Below are 24,079 nucleotides of genomic sequence, written 5' to 3'. Positions count from 1 at the left end.
CTATTCTGGCATCAACCATTGCATCAGCTACTTTTTGGCATACTTCTTCGTCCACTTGAGCTTTCTTGGATTTCTCTTGAGCTTCAGCATGTTCTTCTCGCACTTTCCGGAGCAGAAATAGAATACTCTGCCGTCCCTTCTGACATACATCTTTCCTGTGCCAACTTCTATCTCGTAGCCGCAAAAACTGCATACATGGGTTTCCATCTGGATCACCTTACTTTATCTTACTTTATCGCAAGTTTCTTTGCTTCTCTTGCGGTCTCCTTTATCATCAGTACATCTCCAACCCTGACCGGGCCGAAAACATTTCTCGTTATGATCCTTCCCTTGTTCTCTCCACCGAGTACCCTGACCTTAACCTGTGTGGCCTCTCCGTGCATGCCCGTTCTGCCAATTATCTCTATAACCTCTGCAGGCTGAATGTCTTCATCCTCTGCCATTATCTTCACCTCTCAGCAAAATTAAAGTAATAATTACTTCTTCAAACCGTCGATCTTGGTAACGAGGTCTCTGAGCTCTTTCTTAGCCTCTCCTTCATCCACAACCGCTACAGCGGCACAGTTCACCTGCAAACCAGCAGCCTGTCCAAGGGAACTCTTTGATTTTATGTAGATGTACGGAACATTTTTTTCCTCGCAGAGCAGTGGCAGATGAGCTACTATCTCTGGTGGCTCAACATCCGTCGCAATATACACGAGCTTTGCCTGACCTCTCTCCACGACCTTTGTCGTCTCGTTTGTTCCCTTTTTGATCCTCCCAGTCTCCCTGAACTTCTCAAGCAGGGCAAGAGCGGTATCCTGAACCTCATCCGGAACATCGAACCTTACATACACCATATCATACACCTCCTTCCATGATGTCATCATTCATCGGCTCAATCCAAGGAAGAAGGGATTGCTGTAGTTTTAAATCTTTTGGTGTATCTTCAGGTTGGAATAATTGTTAAAAATCTTTATTCTGCTTCAGTTTCTTGTATGCCAGTTTGGCTATTCCACCAGCCACATGCTCGTCAACCTTCTCGATCTCGCCTTTGATGTACATCTCAACCTCTTTCTCATCTGCGTTGACTATGTTTCTTACGGTATTCTCGGTTATTCCAAGCTCTTCAGCGATTTCTCTGTAAGTTTTCATCCCTTCATTTCTCAGCACGATGACATATGCGGCCTCAGCAAGGCTCGGAAGCCATGTGAGGTTTCTGTAGTCTATGAGCTTTCTCAAACCGCCAAGAATCTTTATCGAGTTCATGAAAACTTTCTCAGCCATCTCGTCTATTCCACTATCAACCTTCTTTATTATTTCCATGATACCACCCCACATATTCTTCTAATGGTTTCAGGATATTTATCGTTCCGTGTTCTGTAATCTCGAAAACCCATGTTCTTGAGTCATGGGCGGTCAGCCTGCAGCCATCGATCCTGATCGTTCTTATAACACTCCCGATCGGTTTCTTGTACAGGTTAACATCCCACTTCGTTTCGATTATCTTCTTGTCCATCACAATTGTCCCATCGACGATATGCGCTACAGCCAATCCTCCAGCAGCTTCAGCACTCTCGCTCGCCTGAGCAGATCTCTTCTGTGATACGAGCAGTGCGGTCTGCCTGTACTTCTTCAGGAAGTTGAAGAACTTTCTCACTATCTGCCTTGCCATAACCTCTTTGTGCTCGTAAAGACCTGTTATGCTGTCTATGACTGTATTGTTCGTCCTCTTCTCCTTTATTGCGTATGCCATTGTGTCAAGAAGAGTTTTTGGCTCCTCCCTCAGATCATCATCCTGTGATGCATCAATGACAACAATATTCTTCTCTATTTTTTCAAAATTGTAACCTAAAGCCAGGCTCTTCTCTTTTAAAGCCAGATACAGAAACTCTGCGGGACTCTCCACAGTTACGAATAGAACCTTATAGCCGAGATTCGCTTGAGTGATCGCAAACTGTTCAGCAAGAATGCTCTTTCCGGTATCTGGAATTCCTGTGATGTTTATAACAGCGAGATGAGGTAAGCCGTTGAGAGGTTTCCTTACAAACTTATCACCCTCTCTTTCAATCCTGTAGAACATTTCATCCAGTTTTGTCCAGGTAGGGATTCCGAACAGCTTTGGCGAGTATTCTGCGAGATCACCAAGCTCAAAGTACTTCCTTTCCATGTTTATTATTATGTATTAATGCATTATATAATTGTCTGTTGGGAAATTTTAATAAAAATTTCAGAAATTATTTTATCTCTTTTATTTCTTCGTACAGTTCCTTTAAAGCCTGATAGTAATCCTGAATCCCTTTTTCTATCTCTTCCATCTTCTCCTCAAGCTCTCTCGTCCTATGCTCTGAAACGAACTTGCCGTAATTTTTGGACAGGTATGAAAAAACATCCATTCCGAGCCTGGATGGGATCAGAAACCCATTCTTCTCGAAAATATAGCGTCTGAGGAACAGCTTGTCAATTATCGTTGCGTATGTTGATGGTCTGCCGATCTTTCTTTCCCGCATAAGACCAACAACTTCTGCTTGAGTTAGTGGCTTCGCTTCAGCTATCTTTATTGTTTTAACGCTAACTTCAGCCTCCCCCCTCGGAAGAGGCTCTCTCAGCAGCACCGATTTATACAGTTCGTAGCTTCTGCCTCTGGCTGAAACCGGTATTTCATGCTCGATGATTTTTCCGTTAAGGGATATGGAGTATCTTTCAAATCGTATCTCTGCTGTGGACTGAGAGGCCATGAACCTCCTGAATATCAGATCATATAATGCGAAGTGCCTGAAGGTTAGCTTCTCGGCATAGAGTATGCCCTCCTCGATCAATCTCATAACAGTGTTCTTATCAAATGGCTTTGTTGGCCTTATGCATTCGTGAGCACCCTCTGAACTCCAGTGCCTTCCTCGGAAGTCCTCTCCTAAGTATTCCTTTGCAACTCTGAGACCATCATCGCTCACTCTGGTTGAGTCGGTCCTGTGGTATGTTATAAGACCATTCTCGAAGAGATCTTGGGCGAGGCTCATAGCTTCTCTGGCAGGTATTTTGAGGATCCTTCCGGCATCGATCAGCAAACTTTCTGTGGTGTATGGTGGAAGAACTCTTTCCTCAACCCTCTCATCTATTTTTTCTATCCTGACCTTTACTTTCTTTTTGTTTTTTAGCTTGCTCTTCAGGAGCTTAATAATCTCGCTGTCATCCACAAAAATCCCGAAATCCTCGATTATCGCAACATCCTTCTTTCTCTTACTCTTCTCAAATCTATCAATAATCCATCCGAGAACTGGGGTCTGTGCTCTCCCTGCGGACAGGTTTCTGTTGTTGAAAATCTTCCACAGCTTCTCGGAAAGAGAGAAACCGATCCATCTATCCTCTATCCTCCGGAACATCTGAGCCTTTACGAGGTTCTCGTCGACATCTCTCAGATTCCTTATCGCATTCCTGACAGCCTTCTTTGTGACTTCATGAAATTCTGCCCTTCTTATCTCTCCACAGGCCAGAAGGTTCTTGATGTCCCATGCGATCTTTTCTCCCTCTGTATCCGGATCTGTTCCTACTATGACGAACCCGGTATCGTAAGCTAACTTCCTCAAAGCCAGAATCCTCTGCTTGGAATCATCGAACTCCCCCTTGCATTTCGGGCAGCTTCCAGAGGTGAACTGGTATCCACAGCTCTTGCACCTCTTGATTGATGCATAAACTGGGATGAAATCCTGCCCAACCTCAACTCCGTGGAAACCCCTATCCGTTACAAGATCTGTTAGGTGCCCGATGCTTGCAGTTATAAACAGAACATAGTCTTCCATGGCAACCTCATACACTGGCACCCCATCGAGGATCTTGACACTTGGCTTTCCAAAGAACCTCGAGATCTGTCTCGCTTTGGTTGGACTCTCAACGACAAGAAGTGCGGGTTTGATCAGATCCTGATGGCCCTCTTTTCTTTGCCTGCTCTCTTTTATCTCCCTTTTCAGTCTATCGAAGTCTATTTCGTCTAAATTTGCCATCCTGAATTCGATATCGTAGTATCGAGCCCTTTTGATTATGGCTGATACCAGATCGGCATCTTTCTCAATAACAAAGCTCGCACCCTTAGTGAGGCCAGTTGAGAGCAGTCTTGAGGTCCTTCCAGAAGCCTGAATATATGTTCTCAAGTCCGGGAATGTTATTGTATTGTCCTTAACAACAACATCACTCACGATTCTCTCTTTTTTCATCGCCTCTTTTATCTTCTCTTTTAATTTTGCATCATTTGCATTGATTCCAAGAATTCTGGCAATAATTCTGAGCTGGTTTTCGCTTGCGCTGTCTATATCCTCAACTTTCATCTTGAAAACGGGAAAGCCAACGAATATCGCATATCTTATCTTCTCTGGCAGATCCAACCCCCTGACGAGAGATCCGTAGTAGTGGGCTGTACCTATAAGGTAGTCCACTTCTCCAGCCTTAAACATCTCAAAATCGTTTTTCTTTGAGGTGACAACTCCGATTCTAAATTCGTTGAGCTTTTCAGTTAGTTCCCCTATTCTCTCTGAACTCGTGTAAATTATCCCTCCATTGCCGAGTTCTCTCATTATATTCTTTAAAGCCTCGATTTCATCGTGCATTATCACGAAATCCTCGATGTTCCTGACATGTGATGGAGATCCTATGTCGAAGTTGAGCAGTTTCCTGAAGAGCTCAGCCTTCTTCCCTTTTTTAGCCGTGGCTGTTGAGACAACTAAACAGCCAATCCCTTTATTTTCTGCTGGATTTTTACCATCTAATTCCGGATTCAACCCAAGGAGTGTTAGAATTCTCTCGACATTTCTCGATGCCTTCAGGATGGCATCAACATCATCAACGAATATGAAATCGAATCTGTAGTTCTTCAGAACATCAAAATTCTTCGAAAGAAACTGGGAAGAGGTAATTATGATGTTAAAGTTCCCGATATTCTTCATGAAATCTTCTTTCTCCTCCTTTTTTAGCTTTCCGTGGTAGTACCCTACCTTTAAGTTCAATTTCAGCGACTCCAGCATCGAGTTTATTCTTTCGAAGGCCTGAACGACCAGAACGGTTGTTGGAAATATGAGGTAGCATTTTTTACCCTTTTTTGCCAGAAAAATGGACATCGCAAGTCCAAATGCTGTTTTGCCACTTCCTGTTGGAGAGGTTATGCAGAAGCTTTCATTTCTTAAAACTCTCTTTGCCCAGAGAAGCTGGAGCTTTCTGATTCTACCAACACACGAGTTGAACAGGGATACGAACTCCTCTACCTCATAATCTTCCCTGCACAGGCTCTGTCTTTTTGCATTACAGATGGTTGCTTCGATCTCGTTTAAGGATAGATCTCCATCGCAGACCGGGCACAGCCCCTCGTATATCACCTGCATTTTCAGCTAATTAATGGATAATCTTTTTTAATCTTTGTGGAGGATTTGCTGTGGATGGAAGTCATACCAAAAATTCTCTTGGAACTCTCTGGATTGCTGGGTGAAGTTGTCACAGAAGAGGAAATCAAAGCGAAAACTCCAAGGGCCGTTCTGAGGGTTTTGGGAAATGAGGCTGCTGGTATTGAAAACATTGAAGATATCGAGGGTGTTGTGGTGGAGAGTCTTCTGGACACACCATATTCCATAAGTTCTCCACACTATTCCGAGAAATTAAGCCTCAACGGGGTGGATTTCTACCACATCCATGTCTGCAAACCCAGTAAAGATGATCTCGAGGAGGCTTATGATGAGTACCTAAGGGGAAAGAGGTTTATCGAAATTCGGGATAGGATGCTGGAGACATCTGATTCATTCTTCCAAGGGTATCATGCAGAAGGGAGTCTACTAAGAAAATACACTGGAAAAACCACGGTTTATGTCTTTTTCTCACTTATGGATTATGTTTTTGAGGATGTTGATTACCATCTCAATCTGGCAGAGAGTCTTAACGGAAATTATGTCGTGATTGTTCCAACCGAAAAGACACCTGAGAAGTTTGTGAAATTCTTTAAACTTTACTCTGAGAAAGCTAAGAAGTGCGGTTTGAAGATATGGGTCTGCAACATACAGGATGGGTACTTAGATCCCTTTATAGTCTACCCCAGAGACCTAAACCTCGTAAGAAGATTCAGGAATCCAAAGATAGCGTCTCTAATAGCTTCTATGTGGAGAGTTAATGTCGAGAAAATCGATTGATCTATTGGTTGTGTCCTAACTATTGATCAACCATAAATCTAAAATTGGAAACTGAATCGGTATTATTAATAATTAAAATTATCAATTATTAAAAACTTATTATAGTTCGTCTTAATAGAAAATAAGCGAATTGTTTATTATTAATCATCTGGGCCATTCATATTCTTACTATAATTTAAAATTCCGGATTTGTATTCCAGTATGAATCTATAAAGTTGGATCGTTTAATCTTTTTTGGATAAAAATTTCACCGTAAGGGTTATTCAATTCGGGGGAGTCTAGTATTAACTTTATACGATTAAAGTAACACCGCATTACCTATTTTAGACTATTCGTAAGATCTGACAGAAAAATTTTTAAAGGTTATATTTGATGGAGTATGTAAATACAGTTGGAAAGGAAAGGGGGTTGTTTGATGGAGTTAAAACCGAAGTTAACGAGAAGGAATTTTATGAAACTTGCAGCTATGATGGGTGCTACCGCTTTTCTGACAACATATAAGAGCGAAATTGTCAAAGCCGTTAGCGAGGTAAAGGATTACTGGCACATCAACTGGCTAAATGGTGCGGCATGTACTGGCTGTACGATCTCTTTTGCCCAGGCGAGTGAGCCAGATCTTGTGCAAATACTGACTGAAATTACAGTCGGGACATCAGGTCTACCGATAGCCCTTCCGGACTACATGGAAACAATACACCCAGCATCAGGAAGCTTGGCAGAGAGACTGAAAGATGAGAGATGGGCGCAAGGCACACCGGGTAGAAGAGTCCTGATTGTTGAAGGGGCAGTTCAGGAGGAGGGCTACTGTACTATTGCCGGAAAGGACTTCAGGGATCACCTGAAGGAGGCCGGTGAGGTTGCTGATGCGGTCATTGCTGTTGGACAGTGCGCCACCTATGGAGGAATTCCGGCTGCGAAACCGAATCCAACAGGAGCAATGGGTGTTAGCGAGTTCTTCAAAGAGGTTGGGATCAACAAGCCCGTGATAAACATACCTCTTTGTCCTGTCCATCCAGACCATCTGGTTTTAACCATTGCAGCTGTTATGATTGGGGCTACTCCTGATCTTGATGAGTATGGCAGACCCAAAGCATTCTTCGGAAAGAACATGCATGACGAGATCTGTCCGTACAGACCATACTATGATAGGGGTATATTCACGAGAAGGCCTGGAGAGGAAGGATGCAGGTATGTTATGGGTTGTAAAGGCCCGATAACAAAGACCGACTGTGCATTGAGAAAGTGGAACATGCATATAAGCTATTGTGTTGAGACGAATATGTGCATTGGTTGTTCTGAACCTGGATGGCCGGACAAGTTCTCACCGTTCTACAAGCCAGTAGCATCTCTGCCGGCAGTTCTCGGTGTTGACTTTGGAACTCTCGGTCAGGGATTGCTTGGTGCTGCAGCAGCAGGTATAGTCATTCACGGGGTTAAGAGGGCTGTAACCAGTGGTAAGAAGGAGGAGAAGGAGGAGTGATATAAATGGCAGAAGTTGTAATGGATCCGATAACAAGAATTGAGGGTCACCTTGGAGCAAGAATGGAGACCAAGGATATAACAACCTCTACAGGAACATGGACTATAGTTGATAAAGCTTACAGCCTCACAAACCTCTTCAGGGGCTGGGAGATCATACTCAAAGGCAGGGACCCAAGGGATGCATTCTTCATAACTCAGAGAATCTGCGGTGTCTGTCCAGCACCTCATGGTGAGACGGCAATTCAGGCTCTTGATCATGCGTATGGTGTAACTCCTCCACCAGCAGCAGTTCTGATGAGAAACATCCTGCATGGAGCTTACTATGTTTATGACCACATGATACACACATATCTACTCATAGGACCAGAGCTTGGTGTTCTTGCGAAATACCCACCAATGGTTCCACCTGCTCTTGGAAAGAAGGGGATAAAAGCACTCGGTCTTGGTTCAAGCTATGCAGCTTGCATAGAGATGCAGAGGAAGGTTAACAGGGTCGTGGCCCTTTGGGGCGGTAAGTTCCCGCACCACACATCGGAGTATCCGGGTGGTATGACCGTAAAGCCAACCCTCGACAGAATCGCCAACACTCTGAGCGCTATGACGGAACTCTGGGACTTCGTGGTCAATGTCATGGTTCCAGATCTAATGGCAATTGTCAGCAAGAACGATCATATTGCTGAGACTGTAAGCTCTCTGCTTGATATAGACTTCAACGGATTGCAGGATCTGGGTCAGACATATGGGAACTTCCTCTCTTTCGGTCTGTTCCCGGACTACAACGACTACGACAAGTGGGTAAGGGTTCAGGATGGAGAAGAGGGATATAGAGAGAACGCTCTGATCAGGGCGGGAGCCTGGGATGGCAGTCCCAAGAAGTTTACACACAAGAAGATAAGGGAGTATGTGAAGTACTCAAGATACGATGACAGCGCAACCGGGCTGCACCCATCTGAGGGTGTAACAAAGCCGGTAAAGGACAAGCCTGGAGCCTATGCGTGGATGAAAGCTCCGAGATACGACGGCAAGGTTTATGAGGTCGGACCACTGGCGAGAATGATCAACACATTCGGACTCAAGTGGAAGATCGATGTCACGAATCCTGTTAACGGGAAGTCGTTCACATTCGAGTGGAATGTGCTGAATCCAAAGGGCTCGGTTATCGACAGGGTTGCTGCCAGAGTTGCACAGACCTTGCTGTTTGCAACGAAGACAATGGAATGGGCGATCGAACTCAAGCAGTTCATGCACGATGACATAGTGAATGCCAAGATACCGGACTACAGTTATGTCCCGGACAACGCAGAGGGAATGGGTCTGTGGGATGCTCCGAGAGGGGCATTGCTGCATTACACCAAGATAAGGAATAAGAAGATCGATAACTACCAGTGCATCGTGCCCAGTACATGGAACCTCGGTCCGAGGGATGACATGGACCAGCCCGGGCCGGTTGAGAAAGCTCTCGAGGGAACATGGCTACCGAAGCTCGATGTTCCAACCATTGCAAACGCCCTGTATCCGGAGAAGGATATAGATGCATCAGCATTTGGGCTGGGAACAGTTTCATGGGGAGATGCCCTCGCTGTAGCATTAACTCCGCTTGGACTGGTACAGCTCAACATGGAGGGTGAGTACAACACAACACTTGCAATAACCATCGTCAGAAGCTTCGATCCGTGCATCGCCTGCGGTGTCCACTTCATGATTAAGTAAAGGTGTTTGCGATGAAGACAATGGAAGTTAACAGACATTCACTTTTTACCAGAGTCGTTCACTGGAGCATAGTAATTACGGGTATAATCCTTGGATTCACAGGGCTTGAGATAGGAGGACATTACGGCATCAGATTCCTTGGAGACAATGTTACCTCCACGCATGTCTATGTCGGGCTGGTGTTTGGAGTACTGTGGGTCATGTTCACTTACTATATGCTAACCAAGGAGTGGAAGTGGATATCCCTCAGCAGGATCATCTACAGCCTGAAGTTCCTTCTGGCTGAGACGAGAGCCTGGTTTGGAGGACCACATATAGAAGACCCGAGAGCCTACGATCCAAAGAAAGGTGAATATGTGGAGAAGATCGTCCCCACACAGGTAATGGTCTGGTGGGGGTACTTCGTCCTCGCTGTAATCATTGGCTTTACAGGACTTGCTATGGCATTCAAGGACTTCTTCTCATGGGTTTTCGCAATCGGCGATGCTATTGGACCAATATTTGGAGCGGAGAGCGGCTACGCATTCGTAAGGGCCGTGCATCTGCTGTTCATGTACCTCTTTGCAACGGTCATGATCGTTCACATATATGCAGTAATTATCTTCGGTGTGCTGAAGTCAATGTTCACTGGTAAGAGAGAAGAGAAGATTGTTGAGTAATTTTTATACTTTTTTATTTTAAATTTAGAGCTAGGAGAATCAGCTTGAGGGTAGTTGTTCTGGGTATTGGCAACATCCTGCTCAGGGATGAGGGTGTTGGAGTCAGGGTTGTTGAAGAATTGAGAAAACTCGAGTTGCCGGATTATGTGGAAGTGTATGATGGAGCAACTCTGGGCATTGCTTTACTGAACCTTCTGTCTGATAGCGACAAAGCAGTAATCGTGGATGCTGTTTTCGGAGGAGGAAAGCCTGGAGATATTTACAGATTTTCGCTGTATGAGATTCTTGACACACCGCTGAAAAACCTAATCTCGGCTCATGACATAGATTTCGTTACAGCATTCAAGATGGGAAAGGACTTACTGAATCTTCCGCAGAACATTGTTGTTGTTGGGATAGAGCCAAAAACGATTGAGGAGGGAATGGAGCTCAGCGATGAAGTAAAAAAGGCGATACCAAAAGCTATAGAAATAATACTTGAAGAAATCAGGGGACTATAAGGTGCTTTATTCTGTTCCAGATCTCCAAAGCTCTTCTCTCAACATCCTCATCCATGCTCACGACTTCTGGCCACTCTCTCTCGAAACCTTCCTCCTTCCACTTCTTGGTTGCATCTATTCCCAGCTTGCCTCCAAGGTTCTGCCTGTAGGTTGAGTGGTCGAGCGAATCTATTGGAGCATTTTCTATTACCACAATATCTCTTGCAGGATCGAACCTGCTCGTTACAGCCCATAAAACTTCTGAGAGGTTCTGAACATTCACATCGCTGTCAACAACTATGACTATCTTCGTCAGAGACAGCATCCCGATTCCCCATAGGGCGAACATTACCTTTTTCGCATGTCCCGGATACTTCTTGTCTATTGAGACTATGGCGAGATTGTGGAAAGTTCCCTCTATGGGGAGGTTTATGTCCACGATTTCCGGAAATAGCATCCTCAAAACCGGAAGAAATATTCTCTCGGTTGCTTTTCCGAGCCAGGCATCCTCCATTGGAGGCTTTCCAACCACGGTTGCGTGATATATCGGATTCTCTCTGTGTGTTATTGCGGTTACATGGAAAACGGGATACTTTTCAGGTGGGGTGTAGTATCCGGTATGGTCTCCGAAAGGCCCCTCTATCCTTTCTCCCTCAACATATCCCTCGAGCACAATTTCCGCATCTGCCGGAACCATCAGGTCTACGGTCTCGCAATCAACGAGCTTAACCCTCTCCCTCCTGATGAACCCCGCAAACATGAACTCATCCATTCCAGTTGGGAGTGGGGCAGTTGAGGCATACAGCACAGCTGGATCAACTCCAATAGCCACGGCAGCCTCTATTTTACCTTCAGATTTTCTGAAATGCTCTGCACCATGCTTGTGGATCTGCCAGTGCATCCCTGTAGTTTTCTCATCGAAAACCTGCATCCTGTACATCCCGGCGTTTAGCTCCCCTGTTTCGGGGTCTTTTGTTATCACCACAGGGAAAGTTATGAATCTGCCAGCATCTCCGGGCCAGCATTTGAGGATCGGGAATTTGCTTAAATCCGGTTCGGTTATAACCTCCTTACACGCACCTTTCCTGACTTTTTTCGGTATGAAGCTCATTGCATCCTTCAAAACGGATATGTTCTTCAGCCCATCAATAAGACCGGAAGGCTTTATCTTGGTCAATCCTATTAGCCTTTCTCCAATTTCTTCAAGCCTTTCAACCTCCAGAGCCATCTTCATTCTCTTTTCGGTTCCGAAGGCATTCATCAGAACTGGAATGTCGTAACCTTTCGGTTTCTCGAACAGAAGAGCTTTTCCACCATTCTTGACAGCTTTTTCTGCGATAACAGTCATCTCAAGCTCTGGACTGATCTCTTCCCTGATTCTTGCGAGCTCGTTCTCCTCCTCAAGCTTATGAATGAAGTCTCTCAAATCCTGATAAGGCATGAAGAGAGTAGATTCATGTGTTAAAAATATTGTCCATCTGGCTGTATATTCTGGTGGACAGTTATCCAGACGAAGCCAGATGAACTGGACAAGGCTGGATAAACTTAGACAAACATAGATTCAAAAACATCAACATCACTTCTTCGCTATCAGAACACTGAAGTAATCTGCCCTGTTCGGGATGCTTTCATATACTTTCTCACCATCCATGAACATCCTTTCGATCAGTATAAACTCGTTAAAGCCTCTCTCTTTCAGCTTCTCTACAACCTCTTTCGATCTTTTTGCCTTCAGAACAACAGCGACATCCACATCGAAGAAATCCTGGGTTGTCAGCAGCATCGAATTGTTGATGAATGTTCTGGTTTTCGCAAGGGCTGAATTGATGCTCGAAACCCCCGGTATGACCTCAACTTCTGCTTCTGGATTTATAGCAAGCAATTCCTCGACTATGTGGTGGAAGGTAGAATAAAAGATTGGATCACCAATACAGCAGAAGGCTGTGTCATCATCTCTCTCAGAGATCTCCCTGGCAAGGCTTCTCGCGACCTCTTCACTCTTACCCATCGGAAACTCAACTATTCTTGGCTCTCTGATATCCTTTATCAGCTCATAAGCCATCTTTCCTGGGACGATAACTTCATCTACCTCTTTAATTATCTCTACAGCCCTTAAGGTCAGAAGCTTTTTATCACCCGGTCCGAGTCCAACTCCATACAGCAAATGATCACCTCATCTTTTTCCGAGTATCATGAACACTGGATTGAGGGTTCTGAAAGCAGTCCCTCCAGCAAGCTCGTAGCTTCTCGAGATGTTCAGAATTAAAACCTCATCGAAAATACCCATGGATTTCATCTTCTTTGTAACTTCAACTGCAACCTCGATGCGAGCAGCATTGACAGCAATCCTTTCAGCATCGCAGACCTCAAGCATTCTCTCTATGCCTTTTGTCCCGCCAAAGAAAGCGATATCGCAATCATGCTCTTTGAGAAAGTCATAGCCGTCAGACAGTATGAGTTCAATGTTGTTACCTTTAAGCCTCTCCTTTGCGATTTGGAGCATCGATTCATCCCTTTCGACAGCATACACCTTGCTAACATATCTCGAAAAAAACTCCGATACTGCTCCACTCCCGCACCCGATATCCGCGAAAACATCTTTTTTGTTTGGCTTCAGCTTTGCGAAGAGAACTCCTATAATCTCAGGCTTTGTCTCCTTCATTGCGTCACCCTTTTGGGCTTGATCTCTATTATGTGGGTTATCGCTCCAACGGCTGCGATGATCAATCCGGCAATGACATCTTCCCGTCCATGAAAGATCTCTGGCGGCCTGAACGCTTTATATGAAATATATGTCAGGATCACTACTGTTACTATGGTTGCTGAAGCGAAGCTGATTGTTATTGACATCAGCTCGATTGAACTATTTGCGGCGAGCATTAATGGAATAAGTGGTATGCCTGGTGAGAGGCTTATTACAACTGACATCCTCTCACGCTAAAGCGTGTGAGGTTCGTGCTTCTGAGAGCTTCACGGACATCGGGGCTACATCGGCTTTTACCTCAGCCCCTTCCTCTACTCTCAGAAACACAGGGCATGCCACTGCCCCGTTAATGAGTTCCCCAGGGTTATTACCCTGAGCAACCCCTATATTCACACAGCCAACAGCATCTCTATGTGCTTCCAATCCACAGTTAAGACATTTAAACAGTCTTTTGTGTTTATATACCTTTACAGAACCACATCTTGGGCATCTGGATGAAGTATAGCTTTCATCCACCTGTGTCACTTTCATCCCGTATTCTTCTGCTTTTTCTTTAATTCTCTGAATCAGATAGTCATGACTCCAGAAGTTGTGAATCATTGAGTTGAATTTTTTAATTCCATTATTGTTGTTTCGAATCCCTTTCAAATCACCTATGACAATTTCTGAGACTCCTCTCTCATAACATAATCTTATAAATCTATTGACAATAGTGTTGACAAAGTGTCTGAACCTTCTCTTACGCTTTCTGTACAGCTGTCTTAACCTCTTTGATGTGTGTTTGTTGTTAACTCGTTTTAGCTTGCTTTGATATTTTGCTATCTTCTTACTCCAATACCACCAATCTGAAAGCAGTCGATTAGAACTGTATCCAAACACTTCGTTATCGATTGCTGCCATTATCAGCACTCTCACACCCAAGTCACAGTACGCCTTCTTATATCCAATTGGTTGATGTAGAGGTTCAACCTCTACAGGCTGGAAGGCGTACCATGACTTGCTCGGTTCATCATAGACGATCTCTAACCTTCCTTGTTTCCCTTTCCATCTATTCTTTCCTTTCCATTTAATTCTCATTTTCCCGAACTTTAATACATCACCTCCTAACTTATAACAATCATTTCTAACGAGAATCCTCAACTTTCTCTTACCAGCTTTTCGATCTTTCCAGTATCTAGGTGGAGAAACCTTACGAATATTAGGAGGGAGCTTGCCTTTAGATTTCTTCTTCAACAAAGCAAAGAAAGATTTCCATGCTTCGTTATTCTTTCTTATAATTTGTTGAACCATTGCAGAACCTATGATTTTCTTATATTTATGATATTCTTCATCAGTGTTCCAGTCTATTTCACCTGAGAAGAATGATTGACGACGTTTGTAGTTAATTTCATTCCACAATCGAGAGCAGTTATTAGCTAGCTCGAACAACCTCTTTTCTTGTTCCTTCGTAGGTTTTAACTTAAAGACGTTAGTCCTTCTCATTTTCCTTTCTGCTCTTCGATATATCTCTTAACAACTTCAAGCGTTACAGTTCCAACGGATGATATAAACTTCGGCTGTATAAAGTTATTGGTAGGCATTCTTACGCAATTCATCTCAACCCTAAAGGGTGTGAGCTTTCTTGCTTATTTTCTTGTAACATCATTGCCGTTGAGGTTGAGTGGGTGTGGCTGTGACCCCTTATAACTGAAATAATTGCATACAGCAATCCAATGAACACAAGCATTAATGGTGAGAGTTCTTCAATGGATTCTGCTACACCAATTAGGTTGATCCCGTTTATCAAAATGAGTCCAAGAGCGATCGAGGATGAGACATGGAATACTCCAGCAACTCCTGAGAAGGCAAGCACTCTCTTCACACTCCAGTTTTTCAGCTTTCCTAAGGCGACAAATGGAAAGTAGTGGTCGGGAGCTAAGGAATGGATTATGGCAATGCTAACTGATGCGAACATCAAAAGCTCCATTTTTCACCTCCTCTTTGTTTTAATTGTGCTGTCGAAAATACTATCGGTGTTGACAGCAGCGAGATGGTCAAAACCATCCAGAATTTCCAGAAACACCGGAAACTTTTCGGCTTCCCTCTCAACAACATTCAGCATCTCAGTGCTACATATCAGCATGACTGTATGCCCCTCAATGGCCCTTAAAATTGATCTCTCGAGAACGGCATTTGTGATGTCGACTTCCAGCTTTTCCACAGAGGCCCTCTTCTTTGCCTTTGTACCCATCGCTGCGATGAAATCTGCATCCACATCCGGGATCTCTGCATTGTGTGGTATGACGATAAGCCTGCCTCTGGCGTTACCTATCCTCAGCCCGCATCTGTTGGCGAATCTCAGATCGACCCTGTCGCTTTCGTGTACTATCTCTCCATTGTCCATGTAAACAAATCTCTCACCAACCTCTCTTGCGAAATCTAGATCATGAGTGGAGATAACGAATGTTTTTCCGCTATCTCTCAAATTCTCGATTATCTCGATCATGTTTTTCAGCCCGAAGCCATCAAGGCCTGCGGTTGGTTCATCCATAATTATGTAGTCAGGATTCATCGCAAGAACTCCTGCTATCGCAACTCTCCTTTTTTCTCCACCGCTCAGGGAGTTGCAGAGCCTCTCTTCATAACCTTTCAGCCCAAGACTTTTTATAGCTTCCTCAGCAAACTCGTAACCCATCCCGATATTCTTGGGCCCGAAAACGACATCCTGCCACACCGTTGGGGCAATAATCTGATCATCGGGATTCTGGAAAACGAAGCCAACCTTTTTTCGAACCTCTATCAGGCTCTTTCTGTCGTATTTAACCCTTACACCATCAATCCAAACCTCTCCTCTGGATGGTTTCAGCAAACCGTTCAGGTGCATGAGCAAAGTTGTCTTCCCAGCACCATTCCTGCCAAGCAGTATCGTCACCTCGCCCTTATTCGCCCTGAAGTTCACACCCTTCAAAACCTCTCTGCTACCATAACTAAACCACAGATCCCTTGTTTCGATCACAGGAACCACCACATCGAGATAAGCATAACTGTGATCGTAATGGCATGCTTATACCCACGGCTCCTCTTATCCAGAACCGGCATCTCTCCACTGTAGCATCTCGCATCCATCGCTCTGTCCAGCTTTTCAGACCTCTTAAGCGACCTCAGGAACAGGGAGTATGACAGCAGGGCAGTCGTGTTTACGAAGACCTTCTTGCTAGCATATCCAAGCCGTGAAGAGGCAGACATATCGAGCTTTGCAGCCTCGTCGAGCAGAATCTGTATTACTCGGTAGACGAGAAGACACATTTCAACAATAAACCCCGGCAGTCTCAGCCTTTTAAATGTGGAGAACAGTTCTGGAATTGTGGTTGTCAGAATCATGAACGACATGATTGAGAGAGAGGCTAAAGCCCTCAGAGTTGTGTTTATGGCAGTATCTATTCCCTCTTCGGATATTTTCAGGAAGTATAGCTGATATGCTGTTTTTCCGGGAATGAAGAGCAGAATTATGATGATTCCGGAAATGAGGAAATAGACCGGGACTTTGAGTATCCTTATGTAATACCATCCAGCAGCATAGAGCGAGAGGCATGAAAATATGGCAAATGCTGCAAGATATACGCTGACTTTTCCACTCGTAACAACAAATAAAAGTAAAAGAAGGCAGAAATGTATCTTCAGACTCCCATCCAAAACTTTTCTGGAGCTTAGCTGTATGTGCTCAAGCGTTTCGCGCATATCTTGTCCCTCTGTAGTATCCGATGATGTAGCCGATTATCAGTGATCCTATTGCAGCCTGCAGACTGAAAAGCAGGCTTTCTATCTCACCGCTTGGAGGTTCAAAGATTGGAGAGAACCAGGGCTCATAATCGGGTGCTATATCTCCAATAACCTCTTCTGCCTTCTCATCCGCTCCAGCCCATTCTTCAGCAGCGGCTATGGTAACGAAAAAGAAGATCGCTGTCAGAAGTACAATCACCTTTAACTTCATGCTGCAACCTCCACGGACAGGTCATCTCTTATCTGAACAAGATAGCCCATCAGAAGGGCGGCAACTATACCCTCTATTATCGCGAGGGGAATCTGCGTAACAGAAAATACGGCCAAGAACTTTGTGGCAGAGGCTATCACTCCAGCCACTCCGGCACCAGCAGGAAAAGCAAGGGCAAGCTGGATTGAAGTGACAACATAGGTTACCCAGTCTGCCACAGCAGCGGCTACGAATGTAGAGACCTTAATGCTCGTCTTACCCTTTATTGCTCTGTATATCAACCACCCCACAAACGGCCCGACTATTCCCATTGATGCTGTGTTTGCACCGAGCGTTGTTAAACCACCATGAGCGAGCAGTAATGCCTGATACAGCAGCACGATTATTGAAAGGAAGGCTGTTATTGCAGGACCAAATAACACAACGGCTATTCCCGTTCCTGTTGGGTGAGAACAGCTTCCAGTTACAGACGGTATTTTCAAAGCAGATAGCACGAAAATAAATCCAGCCGCTACAGCAAGCAGGGATTTATTTTTTGGGTTCTTCTCAATCTCCTTTTTGGCTCTGTATGTACCGTATCCAACTATCGGAAGTGAAAAGGCATACCACACTGCAGCCCAGAATGGTGGCAGAAAACCTTCCATTATGTGCACGTATCCACCTCCTTTGATATTTAATCCTGAAAATTTGATATTTAAAGTTTTCCGGATTTAGTGTAAAGTTAATTTGATAAAGTTGATAACGCAATATTTTTGAACTTTAAGTAAAAGAATTTTGATATGATTGTGGCGATGTGGAGTGGTGGAAAGGATTCATGCTTGGCAGTTCACAGAATGCTCAGGAATGGGAACGAAGTATCCAAGCTGATTTGCATGCTTGACGAGGATAACCAGTCAAGGGCGCACGGCTTCTACAAAATTGCCTTAGAGAGGCAGTTGAAAGCTCTACAGATAGATGGAGTTTTTGGAAATTCAAGCTGGGAGGGCTACAAATCTGAGTTCAAAAGGTTAATGAATGGGTTGAAAGCTGAGAAGGTTGTCTTCGGGGACATATTTCTTGAAGAACACAGGGTGTGGCTTGAACAGGTTTGCGATGAGGTGAATGTTGAACCAGTATTTCCGCTCTGGAAGGAGGATACCGAAAAGCTCGCGAGAGAGTTTCTGTCTGAGGGATATACAGCCTACATCGTCTCTGTAAGGAAGGATCTCGGGCTGGATGAATACCTCGGCAGGAAATTCTCCGATGAGATAATCGATGAACTAATGTCCTTGGGAGTGGATCCCTGCGGGGAGCTTGGAGAGTTCCATACCTTTGTGACTGATGGGCCCATGTTCGTGAAACCAGTTGAATTCGAGTTTGGAAATGTTGTTGAGAGGGAGAAGTACAAACAGATTCAGATACTCTGAATTAGCTACGAAATTCAAAAATGTTTTATTCTGCAGCAAGATTTTTTGATCAATGCCATCGATTTTTATTGGAGCAACCTCAAGCCATGCGGGCAAAAGCCTGATAACGGCATCTCTCTGCAAGATTATCAGCAAGATGGGATACCGTGTTGCTCCTTTTAAAGCCCAGAATATGAGCCTGAATTCATTTATCACCAGAAATGGAAAGGAAATAGCTATTGCTCAGGCATTTCAGGCTCAATCTGCCGGGATAGAGCCGGATGAAAGGATGAATCCGATACTGCTGAAACCAAAGGGCAACTTCATCTCCCAGCTTGTGGTTATGGGTGAAGCTGTGGGAGATATCTCCTCGAAGGAATACTACAGAAAAGTCCCGGAGTTGTTTGAGGTGGTTAAATCCTGCTATGAGAGCTTGGCGGAGGAGTACGAGATAATCGTCATCGAGGGTGCAGGCGGGATGGCGGAGATAAACCTCTATGACAGGGATATTGCCAACATCGGAACGATCAGGATGGCAAACCCGGATGTTTATATAGTTGGAGATATCGAGCGGGGAGGTGTTTTCTCATCTGTTTATGGAACATACAGCCTCCTGCCATCAGATGTCAGGGACAGGGTTAAAGGGTTCATCATAAACAAGCTGAGGGGGTATGAAGACGTACTTGAGAGTGGCATAAAGCAGATAGAGAGCATGACAGGGTTGAAGTGCATCGGAATCCTTCCGTTTATGGATTTTCCTCTTTTCTCGGAGGACTCTTTGAGCATACCTGAATGGGGATCTGATGGTGAGATATGTGTTCTCAGATTGCCGAGGATATCCAACTTCACGGACTTTGAACCGCTAAGGTTTGCAGGAGTTAGGTTTGCTGACCTGAATGAGAAAGATTTTGATTGCGACATTCTGATAATTCCCGGTACAAAGGATACGATTGCTGATCTGAAGGCTTTGAAAGATACGGGAATGGATGAGAGAATAAAAAAGCTGGCAGGAAAGATTCCGATAATCGGGATATGTGGTGGGTATCAGATTCTCGGTAAGGAGTTGATCGATAAGGGGGTTGAGCATGGTGTAATCAGGACCAAAGGCCTGGGATTGCTCGATGCTGTAACTGTATTCGATGTTTACAGAAAGACAACGAGACAGGTCAGAAAGAGAGTAACCGGGGATGCAGTAATTCTGGACAGGATAAAGGGGAATTATGTGTGGGGGTATGAGATACACAAGGGCAGGAGCATCTCCAGAAAGCCAATTTTCGAGGATGATGGGACAGTCAGCGATGATGGAATGGTCTGGGGGACATACCTTCATGGACTCTTCTGGAATGATATTGTGGTGAGGGCCGTGTGCGACTACCTGGGCATCAAATACAGGAAAGGAGAGGATGGTATGGACAGACTAACAAAAATTGTTGAGGAGAAGATGGATATTGATTTCATTCTGAGGAATCTTAACTGATTGTTGTTCAGACAGCTTCAAACTCCAGTTTGCCGTATCCTATACCCAGTACCTTTGAGGCGTTACCGTTTCTGATGCTGAACTCCAGCGTGTCAAACGATCCGATCAGGGATAGCGGCTCGTTCAGATCAACATCCGCATACTTCTCAACAAGCGGGAAATAGGTATCCTTCAGGTAGAATCCTTTGGGATTCAGTTTCCGGACAGCTTCTCTTCTCAGATCGGTTACGATGTTTCCGAATCGATCTATGTATGCCACATTGCATTTTATTCTGTTTTCGATAATTTCCGGGTTGAAGAGGTCGAGCCTCACAACTCTGCCCTCGAACGGTTCGGCGATCTCCTCGATCATGTTTAAGGCTGCGAGTGCTGCAGCAGGCGCAAACACATCCCTGCCGTGAAAGGTTGAGGATAGAGTTCCGACAAATCTGGATGCTTTGCTTTCGTCTATCTTCCAGATTTTACATTTGCTGTCCAGGACAGGTGTGAGAATCCCGTTGTTGGGTGCGATGAATATGTTTCCTCTCTCAACGATCAAAGCCTCCCTCTCACTTCCAACTCCCGGATCGACAACAGCCACATGTATGGCATTTTCGAAAAACCTGTGATAGCTGTTCAGCAAAAATGCAGCTTGCAGGGTGTTTTGTGGATCTACTGAGTGAGTGATGTCCACAATCGTTACATCTGGGCATAATCTGAGGATTACACCCTTCATAACACCCGGATAGAACTCTCCAAAGTCTGTCAGCAGTGTTATGATCCTCACTTTATCACCTGTTGATTGTTATCGGCTTGGGATTTAAATCTACCATCAATGAAGCGGTGCAGGAAAGGTTTATTGTTTGCTATATATGAAATATCATGAAAGTTGAAGATAGAATTCTGTCACATTTTAAATGTCAGAAATGTGGTGTGCAAACTGCCAGAATCAAAAAACTCGCTATAACTGGGGCGAGCTTCTTTGACAGGTGGACTGACTGGCAGAGAAATACATATTACTTCGTTAGCTGCACGAACTGTGGATATATGGAGGTTTATGACGCTGAAGTTCTTGAGGGTAAGAAGGATAAGCTTACGGAAGTATTGGATTTGATTTTTGAAAGGTAACGGATAAAAATCAAAACATGATTTTTCATTAATTCTGATTTGTTTACCTCTCCGCATGCAATGATTCTACAGCATTTCCGATATTTTGAAATACTATCTGGTTTAATTATGATTGAGAACTAATTACTAGGAGGTTTGAGTGGATGGCGAAATATCAGTGTATGGTTTGTGGGTATGTGTATGATGAGGATGAGGGAGATCCTGAGAGTAATGTTCTAGCAGGAACGAAGTGGGAGGATCTCCCGGATGACTGGGTTTGCCCGGTTTGCGGTGCAAGCAAAGATGAGTTCGAAAAACTGGAAGATTGAAAGGATTGAAAATTTTATTTTTTAATTAAAAATGGCTATATTGCTTTAACCCTTTTCTTGAGCGCTGGAGGTCTGGGCTTGAGCAGTATTCTGTTTCCGCATTTGGTGCACTGGATCAGGTTTCTATCAAGATCCACATCTATCTCGGACTGACAAACGAGGCAGATATAGCTCATCTGCCCTCACCCAGTTTGGCTAACTTATCTATCAGCTTAACTGAAGGCGTGACGGGAATGTAAGTACCTCCAGCGAACTTGTAACCACAGCTCTTGCACTCCCATATCCCCGTTCCAACTCTCTTGACTCTCTTCTTTCCACATCTGTTGCAGACATACTTCCTTCTCTGCTCCTGTTCGATCTTTATGATGTTCTTTCTTACTCTAACGCCATATCTTGATCCAAATCTTCCTGCGATCTTAACCTTCTTCGTTCTTGGCATCTATATCACCCTTAAACTTCCTTAAGCAACTCCCTTATCTCTCTGGCTTTCCTCACACTTACATCGATCAGTTCATAAAACTTTTCCTCATCGAGCAGGTAACTTCCGCTCTTCTGTATTGCCACTATGTTATCGTCCTTATCAGTTGTGATCGTAAGCAACTTGTTACCAACGCTCATTTCATCCCTGTTCGGATCAACCAGATATTTATCACCAACAACCAGTGATGTTACAGCAACAGGTAAATCCCTTACCGGCAGGGGAAAATCATCCCCAACTTCAAACCTTTCAGCCGGAACTGTTGTGTTCAGCAGGGCTGAGATTGCCGCTAATGCGGAGGCATCAACCAGATTACCATCATCATCGAGTGCGTGAATGTCTATGAAGACTATCCATACCTTCTCGCCCTCCTCGATGCAGAGCTTGTGTAAATCAACAGCTTCGCTCTCTCTGATTCCTCTATCCACTATTCTCGCAAGTTCGATTGAAGTTTCATCCGGAGGTCCAGCTTCGAATGTTGGAGATGCGAGCGGAACAAGCTCAGCATTGGTGATTATGATACCCTTATCTGGAGTATCCGGGAATGGCTCTCCAACCTGCATTTTTATTCCTACCATGACCTGAGTATCTCCAAGTTTTACAAGGGCGGAACCTTCTGCTTTAGAGATTATGTTTGTCTCAATCTGGATTTTTCTAACCTCATCAAGCTTTCTGCCATCTATTCTCTCGCCTTCTCTGAGCCTTGAGAGAACATAATCCTTCCTGATATCCATTAAAATTTCATCGCTCATAAAATCACCTATTAAATTACCTGTTCCTCAATCTCCTCTGAACTGTACTTTTTCATAATGGCTTCTCTCTGGAGTTCGTAAATCTTCATTGCTCCTTCCTTGGCCATTTGAGTGGCCTTCTTGAGCTCCTCTGCTGAAAGCCTACCATCCATCTGGAGAAGCGCAATGGATTCTATCTTTCCATTTCTTATCAGAAAAGCAAAGGGTACATCAGCCTCTCCGTAGTTATCCTCCTCTTTCATTGGGTCCAGAACCAATACCCCATCGGCTTTGGCAACAGCCACGGATGTAATCAGACCCTTCATCGGGATTCCGGCATCTACAAGTGCAACTGTTGCAGCATTAATGCAAGCTGTCCTCGTTCCTGCGTCAGCCTGTAGAACTTCAACGAATATATCTATGCCTGATCTTGGAAAGAGTTCTTTCATTATAACTGGTTCAAAAGCCTCTCTGCTTACTTTTGAGATCTCAACACTCCTTCTATCTGGCCCCGGTCTCTTTCTTTCTTCAACGCTGAACGGTGCCATGTTATATCTGTATCTGACAACAGCCTTGCTCGGGTCCTGCAGATGTCTTGGATGGACTTCCCTCGGCCCGTAAACCGCAGCCACGACTTTGTTCTTTCCCATCTCGATATAGCACGATCCATCAGCTCTCTTTAAGATGCCAGCTTCTATCTTTATAGGCCTCAATTCGTTAAAATCCCTACCATCAAGCCTCTTTCCATCTACAATAAGCTGTATATCCTCACTCATTTTCTAAACCTTCCTCTTTCCTCTTTTTAATAAATTCCGTAATTCTATCCGTCAAACCCTCAGTATGGGCTTCTCTTTCAATTATATAAATAGCTTCCTCTGCAATATCTACTTTCCTTCTGTCTCCACTTAGCCATATAAGCCCGTTCTGACCAACTATCGTCTGAATTCCAAGCTCGCTTTTCAGAAGTTTTATCATGCTACCCTTCTTTCCTATAACTCTAGGAACTCTGGTTGGGTTTATCGCCACTATTCTACCGAATCTTATGATCCTGCAGATCTTATCCTTCATCGTTAGCAGAACCTTCATCTTTGGATCTATTGCAACAACTTTTGCTATAATCGCGTCATCAAGCTCAATATCGCTGTTCCTTCTTCCCTTGATCTCTGGCTTTTCAGTTGATGGCAGAAAAGCGCTGTATGGTGAGTTTATATCTACATTGTAACCGTTTGACACTATCTCTCTGACAACCCCTATAACAACATCTCCATTTGAGGGTATGTATCTGCCTTTTAACGGAATTATCCTTAAGGAGGTCTCACTCCTATCGACCAAACCCATTATCTTTGCATAAACCTTCCCATTCTCAACAAAAGTCCCATAACCGGCAAGTTTTGGGTTCGTGCTGACAAGATCACCGGGCAGGACTATCTTTCTATTCATCTTTGGATC

The 24,079-nt window shown here is 44.3% G+C and carries 31 protein-coding genes and 1 pseudogene; 9 read left to right on the top strand and 23 right to left on the bottom strand.

From position 1 onward, the window contains the following. Window positions 1-27: 27 nt before the first annotated feature. From ASULF_RS11025 to rgy, 6 genes are all read right to left on the bottom strand, one after another. On the bottom strand, window positions 28-207 hold the full coding sequence (locus ASULF_RS11025) for a 50S ribosomal protein L24e (protein WP_015591807.1): 180 nt from the start codon (window positions 205-207) through the stop codon (window positions 28-30). 20 nt (window positions 208-227) lie between these two features. Beyond that, on the bottom strand, window positions 228-443 hold the full coding sequence (locus tag ASULF_RS11020) for a 30S ribosomal protein S28e (RefSeq protein WP_015591806.1): 216 nt from the start codon (window positions 441-443) through the stop codon (window positions 228-230). A gap of 33 nt (window positions 444-476) precedes the next feature. Beyond that, entirely contained in the window at window positions 477-839 is a 363-nt protein-coding gene (gene rpl7ae / locus ASULF_RS11015; protein WP_015591805.1) for a 50S ribosomal protein L7Ae, read from the bottom strand. Window positions 840-945: 106 nt separating this feature from the next. Then, a complete protein-coding gene (locus ASULF_RS11010) occupies window positions 946-1,305 on the bottom strand; it encodes a sigma factor-like helix-turn-helix DNA-binding protein (protein WP_015591804.1) in 360 nt (119 codons plus the stop codon). Then, window positions 1,283-2,149 (bottom strand): KaiC domain-containing protein, encoded by an 867-nt coding sequence (locus tag ASULF_RS11005; RefSeq protein ID WP_015591803.1) that lies wholly within the window; start codon window positions 2,147-2,149, stop codon window positions 1,283-1,285. The genes ASULF_RS11010 and ASULF_RS11005 overlap by 23 nt, the downstream gene beginning before the upstream one ends. Window positions 2,150-2,216: 67 nt before the next feature. Beyond that, complete coding sequence (gene rgy / locus ASULF_RS11000; RefSeq protein WP_015591802.1) at window positions 2,217-5,345, bottom strand: reverse gyrase; 3,129 nt, start codon at window positions 5,343-5,345, stop codon at window positions 2,217-2,219. A gap of 54 nt (window positions 5,346-5,399) precedes the next feature. Here rgy and ASULF_RS10995 point away from each other — a divergent pair, with 54 nt between their 5' ends. The 5 genes from ASULF_RS10995 (at window position 5,400) to ASULF_RS10975 (ending at window position 10,491) form a co-directional block, all read left to right on the top strand. Then, the gene (locus tag ASULF_RS10995) at window positions 5,400-6,140 is read left to right on the top strand and encodes a DUF6834 family protein (protein WP_015591801.1); all 741 of its coding nucleotides are present in this window, start codon (window positions 5,400-5,402) and stop codon (window positions 6,138-6,140) included. Between the two features lie 415 nt (window positions 6,141-6,555). Beyond that, a complete protein-coding gene (locus ASULF_RS10990; protein WP_015591800.1) occupies window positions 6,556-7,620 on the top strand; it encodes a hydrogenase small subunit in 1,065 nt (354 codons plus the stop codon). A gap of 5 nt (window positions 7,621-7,625) precedes the next feature. Then, complete coding sequence (locus ASULF_RS10985; RefSeq protein ID WP_015591799.1) at window positions 7,626-9,332, top strand: nickel-dependent hydrogenase large subunit; 1,707 nt, start codon at window positions 7,626-7,628, stop codon at window positions 9,330-9,332. An 11-nt stretch (window positions 9,333-9,343) separates the two neighbouring features. Continuing rightward, entirely contained in the window at window positions 9,344-9,991 is a 648-nt protein-coding gene (locus tag ASULF_RS10980; RefSeq protein WP_015591798.1) for a cytochrome b/b6 domain-containing protein, read from the top strand. Between the two features lie 44 nt (window positions 9,992-10,035). Next, the gene (locus ASULF_RS10975) at window positions 10,036-10,491 is read left to right on the top strand and encodes a hydrogenase maturation protease (protein ID WP_015591797.1); all 456 of its coding nucleotides are present in this window, start codon (window positions 10,036-10,038) and stop codon (window positions 10,489-10,491) included. Here the strand turns inward: ASULF_RS10975 and ASULF_RS10970 are convergent. The 11 genes and pseudogenes from ASULF_RS10970 to ASULF_RS10925 form a co-directional block, all read right to left on the bottom strand. After that, window positions 10,478-11,911, bottom strand: a complete 1,434-nt coding sequence (locus tag ASULF_RS10970; RefSeq protein WP_015591796.1) for a menaquinone biosynthesis decarboxylase — start codon at window positions 11,909-11,911, stop codon at window positions 10,478-10,480. The two genes, ASULF_RS10975 and ASULF_RS10970, sit on opposite strands and share 14 nt — an antisense overlap. 135 nt (window positions 11,912-12,046) lie before the next feature. Beyond that, the gene (locus tag ASULF_RS10965; protein ID WP_015591795.1) at window positions 12,047-12,634 is read right to left on the bottom strand and encodes a cobalt-factor II C(20)-methyltransferase; all 588 of its coding nucleotides are present in this window, start codon (window positions 12,632-12,634) and stop codon (window positions 12,047-12,049) included. A 9-nt stretch (window positions 12,635-12,643) separates the two neighbouring features. Further along, window positions 12,644-13,132, bottom strand: coding sequence for a methyltransferase domain-containing protein (locus ASULF_RS10960; RefSeq protein ID WP_015591794.1), 489 nt, complete (start codon window positions 13,130-13,132; stop codon window positions 12,644-12,646). Beyond that, complete coding sequence (locus ASULF_RS10955) at window positions 13,129-13,398, bottom strand: hypothetical protein (RefSeq protein ID WP_015591793.1); 270 nt, start codon at window positions 13,396-13,398, stop codon at window positions 13,129-13,131. Before ASULF_RS10955 ends, ASULF_RS10960 begins: the two co-directional genes overlap by 4 nt. A gap of 4 nt (window positions 13,399-13,402) precedes the next feature. Beyond that, complete coding sequence (locus ASULF_RS10950; protein ID WP_015591792.1) at window positions 13,403-14,656, bottom strand: RNA-guided endonuclease InsQ/TnpB family protein; 1,254 nt, start codon at window positions 14,654-14,656, stop codon at window positions 13,403-13,405. Further along, a pseudogene (locus tag ASULF_RS12250) lies at window positions 14,653-14,730 on the bottom strand (IS200/IS605 family transposase); the annotation flags it as partial. The pseudogene ASULF_RS12250 and the gene ASULF_RS10950, both read right to left, overlap by 4 nt. Before the next feature lie 35 nt (window positions 14,731-14,765). Then, window positions 14,766-15,140, bottom strand: coding sequence for a hypothetical protein (locus ASULF_RS10945; protein ID WP_015591790.1), 375 nt, complete (start codon window positions 15,138-15,140; stop codon window positions 14,766-14,768). Window positions 15,141-15,143: 3 nt separating this feature from the next. Beyond that, complete coding sequence (locus tag ASULF_RS10940; RefSeq protein ID WP_015591789.1) at window positions 15,144-16,169, bottom strand: energy-coupling factor ABC transporter ATP-binding protein; 1,026 nt, start codon at window positions 16,167-16,169, stop codon at window positions 15,144-15,146. Then, window positions 16,166-16,891, bottom strand: a complete 726-nt coding sequence (gene cbiQ, locus ASULF_RS10935) for a cobalt ECF transporter T component CbiQ (RefSeq protein WP_015591788.1) — start codon at window positions 16,889-16,891, stop codon at window positions 16,166-16,168. The genes ASULF_RS10940 and cbiQ overlap by 4 nt, the downstream gene beginning before the upstream one ends. Beyond that, the gene (locus ASULF_RS10930; RefSeq protein WP_015591787.1) at window positions 16,875-17,144 is read right to left on the bottom strand and encodes an energy-coupling factor ABC transporter substrate-binding protein; all 270 of its coding nucleotides are present in this window, start codon (window positions 17,142-17,144) and stop codon (window positions 16,875-16,877) included. The genes cbiQ and ASULF_RS10930 overlap by 17 nt, the downstream gene beginning before the upstream one ends. Beyond that, window positions 17,141-17,797, bottom strand: coding sequence for an energy-coupling factor ABC transporter permease (locus ASULF_RS10925; RefSeq protein WP_015591786.1), 657 nt, complete (start codon window positions 17,795-17,797; stop codon window positions 17,141-17,143). The genes ASULF_RS10930 and ASULF_RS10925 overlap by 4 nt, the downstream gene beginning before the upstream one ends. Window positions 17,798-17,923: 126 nt before the next feature. On the opposite strand from ASULF_RS10925, the gene ASULF_RS10920 reads away from it, so the two are divergent. Together ASULF_RS10920 and cobQ are read left to right on the top strand one after the other, a co-directional pair. Then, window positions 17,924-18,550, top strand: coding sequence for a Dph6-related ATP pyrophosphatase (locus ASULF_RS10920; protein WP_015591785.1), 627 nt, complete (start codon window positions 17,924-17,926; stop codon window positions 18,548-18,550). Window positions 18,551-18,602: 52 nt separating this feature from the next. Further along, window positions 18,603-20,006, top strand: a complete 1,404-nt coding sequence (cobQ, locus tag ASULF_RS10915) for a cobyric acid synthase CobQ (RefSeq protein WP_015591784.1) — start codon at window positions 18,603-18,605, stop codon at window positions 20,004-20,006. A 7-nt stretch (window positions 20,007-20,013) separates the two neighbouring features. Here cobQ and ASULF_RS10910 read toward each other — a convergent pair whose 3' ends face one another. Further along, the gene (locus ASULF_RS10910) at window positions 20,014-20,772 is read right to left on the bottom strand and encodes an SAM hydrolase/SAM-dependent halogenase family protein (protein ID WP_015591783.1); all 759 of its coding nucleotides are present in this window, start codon (window positions 20,770-20,772) and stop codon (window positions 20,014-20,016) included. Between the two features lie 95 nt (window positions 20,773-20,867). Between ASULF_RS10910 and ASULF_RS10905 the strand changes: the two genes are divergently transcribed. Further along, window positions 20,868-21,113: a zinc ribbon domain-containing protein gene (locus tag ASULF_RS10905; protein WP_015591782.1), complete on the top strand. Its 246-nt coding sequence runs from the start codon at window positions 20,868-20,870 to the stop codon at window positions 21,111-21,113. A 143-nt stretch (window positions 21,114-21,256) separates the two neighbouring features. Beyond that, complete coding sequence (rd, locus tag ASULF_RS10900) at window positions 21,257-21,421, top strand: rubredoxin (protein ID WP_015591781.1); 165 nt, start codon at window positions 21,257-21,259, stop codon at window positions 21,419-21,421. Window positions 21,422-21,456: 35 nt separating this feature from the next. Here the strand turns inward: rd and ASULF_RS10895 are convergent, their stop codons facing one another. From ASULF_RS10895 to rrp4, 5 genes are read right to left on the bottom strand one after another with little or no spacing between them, the layout of a single operon-like run. Next, window positions 21,457-21,597, bottom strand: a complete 141-nt coding sequence (locus tag ASULF_RS10895; RefSeq protein ID WP_015591780.1) for an RPC10 family protein — start codon at window positions 21,595-21,597, stop codon at window positions 21,457-21,459. Continuing rightward, window positions 21,594-21,860: a 50S ribosomal protein L37Ae gene (rpl37A, locus tag ASULF_RS10890; protein WP_015591779.1), complete on the bottom strand. Its 267-nt coding sequence runs from the start codon at window positions 21,858-21,860 to the stop codon at window positions 21,594-21,596. Before rpl37A ends, ASULF_RS10895 begins: the two co-directional genes overlap by 4 nt. An 11-nt stretch (window positions 21,861-21,871) precedes the next feature. Then, on the bottom strand, window positions 21,872-22,651 hold the full coding sequence (gene rrp42 / locus ASULF_RS10885) for an exosome complex protein Rrp42 (RefSeq protein ID WP_015591778.1): 780 nt from the start codon (window positions 22,649-22,651) through the stop codon (window positions 21,872-21,874). Between the two features lie 11 nt (window positions 22,652-22,662). Continuing rightward, window positions 22,663-23,406, bottom strand: coding sequence for an exosome complex exonuclease Rrp41 (gene rrp41 / locus ASULF_RS10880; protein ID WP_015591777.1), 744 nt, complete (start codon window positions 23,404-23,406; stop codon window positions 22,663-22,665). Continuing rightward, window positions 23,399-24,070, bottom strand: coding sequence for an exosome complex RNA-binding protein Rrp4 (gene rrp4 / locus ASULF_RS10875; RefSeq protein WP_015591776.1), 672 nt, complete (start codon window positions 24,068-24,070; stop codon window positions 23,399-23,401). The genes rrp41 and rrp4 overlap by 8 nt, the downstream gene beginning before the upstream one ends. Window positions 24,071-24,079 lie beyond the last annotated feature (9 nt).

Source organism: Archaeoglobus sulfaticallidus PM70-1, from assembly GCF_000385565.1.
GTDB lineage: Archaea > Halobacteriota > Archaeoglobi > Archaeoglobales > Archaeoglobaceae > Archaeoglobus_A > Archaeoglobus_A sulfaticallidus.
This window is presented reverse-complemented; position numbering and strand designations above follow the sequence as displayed.

Bases quoted from the DNA above. Each gene is read 5' to 3' on its own strand.
- ASULF_RS11025 (WP_015591807.1), bottom strand. From the start codon at position 207: ATGGAAACCCATGTATGCAGTTTTTGCGGCTACGAGATAGAAGTTGGC.
- ASULF_RS11020 (WP_015591806.1), bottom strand. From the start codon at position 443: ATGGCAGAGGATGAAGACATTCAGCCTGCAGAGGTTATAGAGATAATT.
- rpl7ae (WP_015591805.1), bottom strand. From the start codon at position 839: ATGGTGTATGTAAGGTTCGATGTTCCGGATGAGGTTCAGGATACCGCT.
- ASULF_RS11010 (WP_015591804.1), bottom strand. From the start codon at position 1,305: ATGGAAATAATAAAGAAGGTTGATAGTGGAATAGACGAGATGGCTGAG.
- ASULF_RS11005 (WP_015591803.1), bottom strand. From the start codon at position 2,149: ATGGAAAGGAAGTACTTTGAGCTTGGTGATCTCGCAGAATACTCGCCA.
- rgy (WP_015591802.1), bottom strand. From the start codon at position 5,345: ATGCAGGTGATATACGAGGGGCTGTGCCCGGTCTGCGATGGAGATCTA.
- ASULF_RS10995 (WP_015591801.1), top strand. From the start codon at position 5,400: ATGGAAGTCATACCAAAAATTCTCTTGGAACTCTCTGGATTGCTGGGT.
- ASULF_RS10990 (WP_015591800.1), top strand. From the start codon at position 6,556: ATGGAGTTAAAACCGAAGTTAACGAGAAGGAATTTTATGAAACTTGCA.
- ASULF_RS10985 (WP_015591799.1), top strand. From the start codon at position 7,626: ATGGCAGAAGTTGTAATGGATCCGATAACAAGAATTGAGGGTCACCTT.
- ASULF_RS10980 (WP_015591798.1), top strand. From the start codon at position 9,344: ATGAAGACAATGGAAGTTAACAGACATTCACTTTTTACCAGAGTCGTT.
- ASULF_RS10970 (WP_015591796.1), bottom strand. From the start codon at position 11,911: ATGCCTTATCAGGATTTGAGAGACTTCATTCATAAGCTTGAGGAGGAG.
- ASULF_RS10960 (WP_015591794.1), bottom strand. From the start codon at position 13,132: ATGAAGGAGACAAAGCCTGAGATTATAGGAGTTCTCTTCGCAAAGCTG.
- ASULF_RS10955 (WP_015591793.1), bottom strand. From the start codon at position 13,398: ATGTCAGTTGTAATAAGCCTCTCACCAGGCATACCACTTATTCCATTA.
- ASULF_RS10950 (WP_015591792.1), bottom strand. From the start codon at position 14,656: ATGAGAAGGACTAACGTCTTTAAGTTAAAACCTACGAAGGAACAAGAA.
- ASULF_RS10945 (WP_015591790.1), bottom strand. From the start codon at position 15,140: ATGGAGCTTTTGATGTTCGCATCAGTTAGCATTGCCATAATCCATTCC.
- cbiQ (WP_015591788.1), bottom strand. From the start codon at position 16,891: ATGCGCGAAACGCTTGAGCACATACAGCTAAGCTCCAGAAAAGTTTTG.
- ASULF_RS10930 (WP_015591787.1), bottom strand. From the start codon at position 17,144: ATGAAGTTAAAGGTGATTGTACTTCTGACAGCGATCTTCTTTTTCGTT.
- ASULF_RS10920 (WP_015591785.1), top strand. From the start codon at position 17,924: ATGATTGTGGCGATGTGGAGTGGTGGAAAGGATTCATGCTTGGCAGTT.
- cobQ (WP_015591784.1), top strand. From the start codon at position 18,603: ATGCCATCGATTTTTATTGGAGCAACCTCAAGCCATGCGGGCAAAAGC.
- ASULF_RS10905 (WP_015591782.1), top strand. From the start codon at position 20,868: ATGAAAGTTGAAGATAGAATTCTGTCACATTTTAAATGTCAGAAATGT.
- rd (WP_015591781.1), top strand. From the start codon at position 21,257: ATGGCGAAATATCAGTGTATGGTTTGTGGGTATGTGTATGATGAGGAT.
- ASULF_RS10895 (WP_015591780.1), bottom strand. From the start codon at position 21,597: ATGAGCTATATCTGCCTCGTTTGTCAGTCCGAGATAGATGTGGATCTT.
- rpl37A (WP_015591779.1), bottom strand. From the start codon at position 21,860: ATGCCAAGAACGAAGAAGGTTAAGATCGCAGGAAGATTTGGATCAAGA.
- rrp42 (WP_015591778.1), bottom strand. From the start codon at position 22,651: ATGAGCGATGAAATTTTAATGGATATCAGGAAGGATTATGTTCTCTCA.
- rrp41 (WP_015591777.1), bottom strand. From the start codon at position 23,406: ATGAGTGAGGATATACAGCTTATTGTAGATGGAAAGAGGCTTGATGGT.
- rrp4 (WP_015591776.1), bottom strand. From the start codon at position 24,070: ATGAATAGAAAGATAGTCCTGCCCGGTGATCTTGTCAGCACGAACCCA.